This window comes from Enterococcus sp. AZ078, assembly GCF_051714985.1.
Taxonomy (GTDB): domain Bacteria; phylum Bacillota; class Bacilli; order Lactobacillales; family Enterococcaceae; genus Enterococcus_B; species Enterococcus_B hirae.
In genome coordinates, this window is the sequence record NZ_JBIOSW010000001.1 from 335,819 (window position 1) to 342,500 (window position 6,682).

The 6,682-nt window shown below is 38.3% G+C and carries 4 protein-coding genes and 1 rRNA gene; 4 read left to right on the plus strand and 1 reads right to left on the minus strand.

What is annotated here, in order from left to right:
* Positions 1-36 precede the first annotated feature (36 nt).
* Positions 37-726: a YoaK family protein gene (locus IGJ18_RS01540; protein WP_096708504.1), complete on the minus strand. Its 690-nt coding sequence runs from the start codon at positions 724-726 to the stop codon at positions 37-39.
* A gap of 177 nt (positions 727-903) precedes the next feature.
* On the opposite strand from IGJ18_RS01540, the gene IGJ18_RS01545 reads away from it, so the two are divergent.
* The 4 genes from IGJ18_RS01545 to IGJ18_RS01560 all read left to right on the plus strand — a co-directional run bounded on the left by IGJ18_RS01545 (position 904) and on the right by IGJ18_RS01560 (position 6,658).
* Positions 904-3,108, plus strand: a complete 2,205-nt coding sequence (locus tag IGJ18_RS01545; RefSeq protein ID WP_010720215.1) for an ATP-dependent helicase — start codon at positions 904-906, stop codon at positions 3,106-3,108.
* A gap of 228 nt (positions 3,109-3,336) precedes the next feature.
* The gene (locus IGJ18_RS01550) at positions 3,337-3,741 is read left to right on the plus strand and encodes a Spx/MgsR family RNA polymerase-binding regulatory protein (protein ID WP_010720214.1); all 405 of its coding nucleotides are present in this window, start codon (positions 3,337-3,339) and stop codon (positions 3,739-3,741) included.
* Between the two features lie 21 nt (positions 3,742-3,762).
* Entirely contained in the window at positions 3,763-4,113 is a 351-nt protein-coding gene (locus IGJ18_RS01555) for a Spx/MgsR family RNA polymerase-binding regulatory protein (protein WP_010720213.1), read from the plus strand.
* A gap of 985 nt (positions 4,114-5,098) precedes the next feature.
* Positions 5,099-6,658: ribosomal RNA gene (locus IGJ18_RS01560) — 16S ribosomal RNA — on the plus strand.
* Positions 6,659-6,682: the final 24 nt, after the last annotated feature.

Here is a 6,682-nt window from a genome sequence, read left to right on the forward strand (position 1 = left end):
TTTTTTAGTTGGTCATTAAAGTGAACACGCTTGTCCTTATTTTTTGGATAAGACTATATGACGTTGGTAAAATTTCCATACTTGAATGCTTTGAACAATTGCTATGATTAAAAATAAAACAGCCACTAATAAAATAGCAAAATGCCCAAATAAATGGTGGCAAAAAACGAGAACGCCTGCACCACTGATGAAAGCCAGAACAACTGTCAGAAAATGGAAAAAACGATCGAACGCTGCTTTTTCTTTTGTGACAAGAGAATCGTATAAGTTAGTAGCAACTCCTTTTAGATTCCCCGTAGTAAAAAGATTAGTATAAGCTCGTCCATCGATTTTATCAAAAGCGACCCATTGAATAGCTGCTGTAAATGCAATCATGATGGTTACGATGGCTGGGTGGATACTGATTGGAGTCAGACTGACTAAGAAAAAGATAATTGCTTCGTAGTAAAGAACATACAAACGCCAATAGTGTTTTTCTTTCTTTTTGAAATAATCAATCAAAAATTTTGTCAGTAATATCCCTAAAAAAAAGAAGACAGTAGAAAGAACTTTTTTTCCAACGCTAATCCATTCACCATCGAAAGCTTGGATGATTGCTAAGACAATATTACCCGTTTGTGCTGAAGCAAATGCGTTATATTGAATATATGTATAACTGTCCATTGCGCCACCGATAAAGGATAATAAAAGTCCGATTGTCCGTCCTTCATGAAATGAAGTACTCATTTATATTCACCTTCAAATTAATATATTTGTCTTTTTTATTCTATCATATTGGTTATATGTTTTTGATATTTTATAGATAATTTTCAGAAAAGGTCAGTGTTTGCTAAAGTCATTTTAATTTTTAGAAAGGTCTGTTAGTATAAAAGAAAAATATTGACCATTTATATATAGAAAGATGTGAAAACAATCAATCAAGGGAATGAAAAAGAAATACTTCGCTTACAAAGAGAAATCAGTCATTGGGAAAAAAGATATGAGAAGCTCCAACAAATTTTCCGGATGCAAGAAGAGATCATTGCAAGCTATGAAGCAGCTTATGGTGAAGCACCTGGGCTGATTGAGGAAGAAAAAGAAACGAATAATAGTCATTCATTTTTCGATATGATGGAAAAGCGCTCCTACAATCGTTTTAATTACGAGCAAAAAGCAGCGATTACTTACAATATGGAAAAAAATCTAAGGATCATTGCAGGAGCGGGAAGTGGGAAGACCCAAACAATTTGTGCAAAAGCTGTCTATTTAATGACTGAAAATCAGGTAGATGAGCAACGGATATTGATGATTACTTTTACGAGAAATGCTGCGAATGAATTGAAAAAGCGAGTAGATAATTTTAGCCAACGAAAGACCAATGTTCATATAGGAACTTTTCATAGTATCTTTTTTCGTTTGTACAATGATATTTGTCGCCAATTCCCAGAAGTAGTCACTGAAGGGATACAGGGAGAATTTTCAAAAGAGACCTCATACAAAGTCAGTGGACTAATACAACAACTTATTCGTAAGTATAATTTATACGCTTTTGATCAATATGGAGAAAAAAATTTGGCGGCACGTCTTGATTATTGGCAGAATATGAACTTATCAATAGAAGAAACGCGAGTGTTGATAAAAGAAAACTTTGACTTTATTGAACCGAATGCAACTATGCCGATTTCCGAAAGAATGACTCACTTCATGCGAGAACTGCAAGCACAAAAGAAAGAGCAACATCTTTTTGAATTCAATGATGTTCTAAGTAATTTAAAACAAGCCTTGCAGAACGAAGAAATCAGAAACTTCGTGGGACAAAAATATGATTATTTATTTATTGATGAATTTCAAGACACGAATCCTTTACAGTGGGAAATTGTTCGCCTGATCACGAAGGAAACACCAATGAAACTTATTGTGGTCGGTGACGATGATCAAAGTATCTATGGGTTTCGAGGTTCGGAACCTTCTTATATTAAAAATTTTGACCAAGAGTACGCAACGAAGACGCTTTTTTTATTAACCAACTATCGTTCACGTGCCACCATTGTTCAAGGAGCGAATCGCTTAATTACTTTTAATAAAAATGATCGTATCCAAAAAGCAATGATTCCAGCTAAGAAAGAGGCGGGGATTATGCAGGCGCTGGCTTTTGATGACATACAAGCTGAAAGTCGCTGGATCATTGAACAAATCAAAACATTGATTAAACATAAAGGAAAATACAAAGAATCAATCGTTTTATATCGGTCGTTAACGCAAACCCAGCAATTAGTCCAAGACTTGTTACAGACGGATATCCCCTTTGTGCTAGAAGCAGATGGCCCATACGAAGGGATATTTGGGATAAAACTATTTCAACAGTTCTATCAAAGGATTCTTTACTGGCAAAATGCAACTACTTATCAAAAAAAGACACAGGGTTATCAACAAGTACTCTATCAGTTAATGATTAATTGCTATTTCAAGAAGGCTGAATGTGAGGACTATTTTTCTAAACGAAATAAAGTAACAGATATTGTGGAATATATCCTTTCTGTAAAGCCGCATTTAAAAACAAAAGAAAAAGAGATTCATCGGTTTGTAAAGGACCTTCATACTTTTGATAAAAATGGCGGGAAAGGTTTTGATCGTTTAATTCAAAGCTACCTTAAATTAAGTCGACCAACTAAAGAAATAGACGGTAGTGAGCGTGAATGGTTGTTAGGAACGCTCAAACAATTTCCAACATTAGAAAAAATCAACCATTTAGAAAAAGACATCCAAGCAGTTGCGAAACAACTAAAAACTCGTTTAATCGCTTACCGACAAGGAAAACTTGATGCTTTATGCATTCAAAGTATTCATAGAAGTAAAGGCTTAAGCTATCGCAATGTTTTTTTAGTTGGTTGTAATGAAGGAGCTATTCCTTACAATGGTGCCTCTGATAAAGCAGCTATTAGTTTGGATAAGGTCAAGGCAGAGCATGTGACAACAGTCGAAGAAGAACGCCGTCTTTTTTATGTAGCAATGACCCGAGCAAGGAATCGTCTCTATTTGTGTATACCTTTGATGAAGGGGACGAGAAAATTGAAAACTTCTAGATTTATTAGAGAAACAGGTTGTAAAATTAAAAAAATACATGTTTGATCACATAAAAAACGATATTATTAGGTAAAAAATACTAATAATATCGTTTTTTTTATGTATTTTTCTTCTTTTTTTTATACAAAATAAATTAATTTTTTTCATATAAACACAGGATTAAAAGGGTTTAATAGCAAAGAAGAATAAATTTTCTGAATTTTAATAGCTAATAATTGGTGTTTTTTATAACTTTCAGTTAGAATGGGATTATAATTAAAAAGGAGTGAGAGAATGATAAAAGTATATACTTCCCCTAGCTGTACTTCTTGTAGAAAGGCAAGAGCATGGTTGCAAGAAAATCGTTTAGATTTTGAAGAAAAAAATATTTTTGCAGAGCCGATATCAGAAAATGAAATACGTGAAATTTTAGCAGCCACTAACGGAGGCGTTGAAGACATTATCTCTACTCGCTCAAAAATATACGAAAAATTAGCTATTGACTTCAACGAGCTCACATTAAAGCAAATGATCGTCCTTTTTAAACAATATCCTTCTTTACTAAGACGTCCGATCTTAATTGATGAAAAAAGAATATTGATCGGTTTTAATGAAGATGAAATTCGTTCGTTTGTTCCAAGAGAAATTCGTTCAGTTGCAAGAAGAATGATTTATATGCAAAACAGTATCTTCAGTTAAATTTAAAAAAGGAGGAATCTTGTGAAGGTATACGGGTCGGCGCATTGTGTGACGTGTCTAAAAGCAAAGCAGTGGTTAGAAGAACATCATCTCTCTTATCAGTTTATTGATTTAGATCAGAGAGAGCTAACCGTTAAGGAAGCAAAAGAATTGTGTGGGTTTGAGAATGTTCACGCGGAACGACTGTTCGCCACTTGGTCACAAGGTTTCAAAAATCTGGAAATTGATTTATCTACTATTAATGAACAACAATTGATTGTTTTGTGTAGAACACATGGAGAACTAATCAGACGTCCGCTGATTATTTTTGATAATGTTTTATTTGTTGGGTTTAATGAGGAATTAATGGAGAAATTAATTGCAAGCCAATAAATACAGGATGACCTCAGTGGCAAAAAAACGAAATAGTCGGTTAGAGGAGATGGATGGCTATTCATTTCCTTTTTTTGTGAGTGATCTTTTCTAAAAGAAACTTGTCTCGGTCTCTTCTAGTATCTCTAAAAACGAATAAACGGTGTTCAAAGAGCTGACCTTCGGCGATAAGTCAAAAAATCTCAAAACATGAGGAGCTGTTTCGAGATTTTCATCCTTAACGCTTAGGTCAAGACACTCTTTTCACAACCTCATTGATCAACGGGAAAACGATGAACGCTCATCAATGGGGCAACTGTGTGGAGTAACCAAAGATGTCATAAATGGACAACAGCTGAAAGAAGTCTTACAGTTCGATTATCTGGATAGCCAGAATCAGTAGAATGACTATGGCTTATTTAATATAGAAAAGCTGAAACCAAGAGTGATAACCTATACCAAATGTTTAAATACTTATTGACATGTGTAAAATTACATGGTATATTCTTTTTTGTTGTTTTTAGTTACTCGTTTTAAAAAAATGAAGTAATAAAAAAGATTCAAAAAGTTCTTGACGTGTGAGTTATCACATGATAAGATAACTGAGTCGTTAAAAACCGACAGCTTATGAAGCTTGATTTCATCGAAAAAAACTTCAAAAAAGTTATTGACAAATAACAAACGATGAGTTATGATAAATGAGTTGCTGAAGCGCTTCTGAAAAACGAAGTGAAAAAAACTTTTAAAAATAGTTGACAAACAAATGTCGATCTGTTATGATATAAAAGTTGCTACGGCAATATCGAATGATTAATCGCTAGCTCGTTAAGAAGTTTCAACTTTAAATCAAGTAGCATTAATCAAGTAGACCTTTGAAAACTGAACAAAGCAAAGACAAACCAAATGTGTAGGGCGTCTTGATTGATTCAAGACAACAAACATTTTTAACAAGCAAGCAATATGCTAGCAAACAATTGAGCTTAACAATCGCAAGATTGTTCGAACTTTTTATGAGAGTTTGATCCTGGCTCAGGACGAACGCTGGCGGCGTGCCTAATACATGCAAGTCGAACGCTTCTTTTTCCACCGGAGCTTGCTCCACCGGAAAAAGAGGAGTGGCGAACGGGTGAGTAACACGTGGGTAACCTGCCCATCAGAAGGGGATAACACTTGGAAACAGGTGCTAATACCGTATAACAATCGAAACCGCATGGTTTTGATTTGAAAGGCGCTTTCGGGTGTCGCTGATGGATGGACCCGCGGTGCATTAGCTAGTTGGTGAGGTAACGGCTCACCAAGGCGACGATGCATAGCCGACCTGAGAGGGTGATCGGCCACATTGGGACTGAGACACGGCCCAAACTCCTACGGGAGGCAGCAGTAGGGAATCTTCGGCAATGGACGAAAGTCTGACCGAGCAACGCCGCGTGAGTGAAGAAGGTTTTCGGATCGTAAAACTCTGTTGTTAGAGAAGAACAAGGATGAGAGTAACTGTTCATCCCTTGACGGTATCTAACCAGAAAGCCACGGCTAACTACGTGCCAGCAGCCGCGGTAATACGTAGGTGGCAAGCGTTGTCCGGATTTATTGGGCGTAAAGCGAGCGCAGGCGGTTTCTTAAGTCTGATGTGAAAGCCCCCGGCTCAACCGGGGAGGGTCATTGGAAACTGGGAGACTTGAGTGCAGAAGAGGAGAGTGGAATTCCATGTGTAGCGGTGAAATGCGTAGATATATGGAGGAACACCAGTGGCGAAGGCGGCTCTCTGGTCTGTAACTGACGCTGAGGCTCGAAAGCGTGGGGAGCAAACAGGATTAGATACCCTGGTAGTCCACGCCGTAAACGATGAGTGCTAAGTGTTGGAGGGTTTCCGCCCTTCAGTGCTGCAGCTAACGCATTAAGCACTCCGCCTGGGGAGTACGACCGCAAGGTTGAAACTCAAAGGAATTGACGGGGGCCCGCACAAGCGGTGGAGCATGTGGTTTAATTCGAAGCAACGCGAAGAACCTTACCAGGTCTTGACATCCTTTGACCACTCTAGAGATAGAGCTTCCCCTTCGGGGGCAAAGTGACAGGTGGTGCATGGTTGTCGTCAGCTCGTGTCGTGAGATGTTGGGTTAAGTCCCGCAACGAGCGCAACCCTTATTGTTAGTTGCCATCATTTAGTTGGGCACTCTAGCAAGACTGCCGGTGACAAACCGGAGGAAGGTGGGGATGACGTCAAATCATCATGCCCCTTATGACCTGGGCTACACACGTGCTACAATGGGAAGTACAACGAGTCGCAAAGTCGCGAGGCTAAGCTAATCTCTTAAAGCTTCTCTCAGTTCGGATTGTAGGCTGCAACTCGCCTACATGAAGCCGGAATCGCTAGTAATCGCGGATCAGCACGCCGCGGTGAATACGTTCCCGGGCCTTGTACACACCGCCCGTCACACCACGAGAGTTTGTAACACCCGAAGTCGGTGAGGTAACCTTTTGGAGCCAGCCGCCTAAGGTGGGATAGATGATTGGGGTGAAGTCGTAACAAGGTAGCCGTATCGGAAGGTGCGGCTGGATCACCTCCTTTCTAAGGAATATTACGGAGACTACA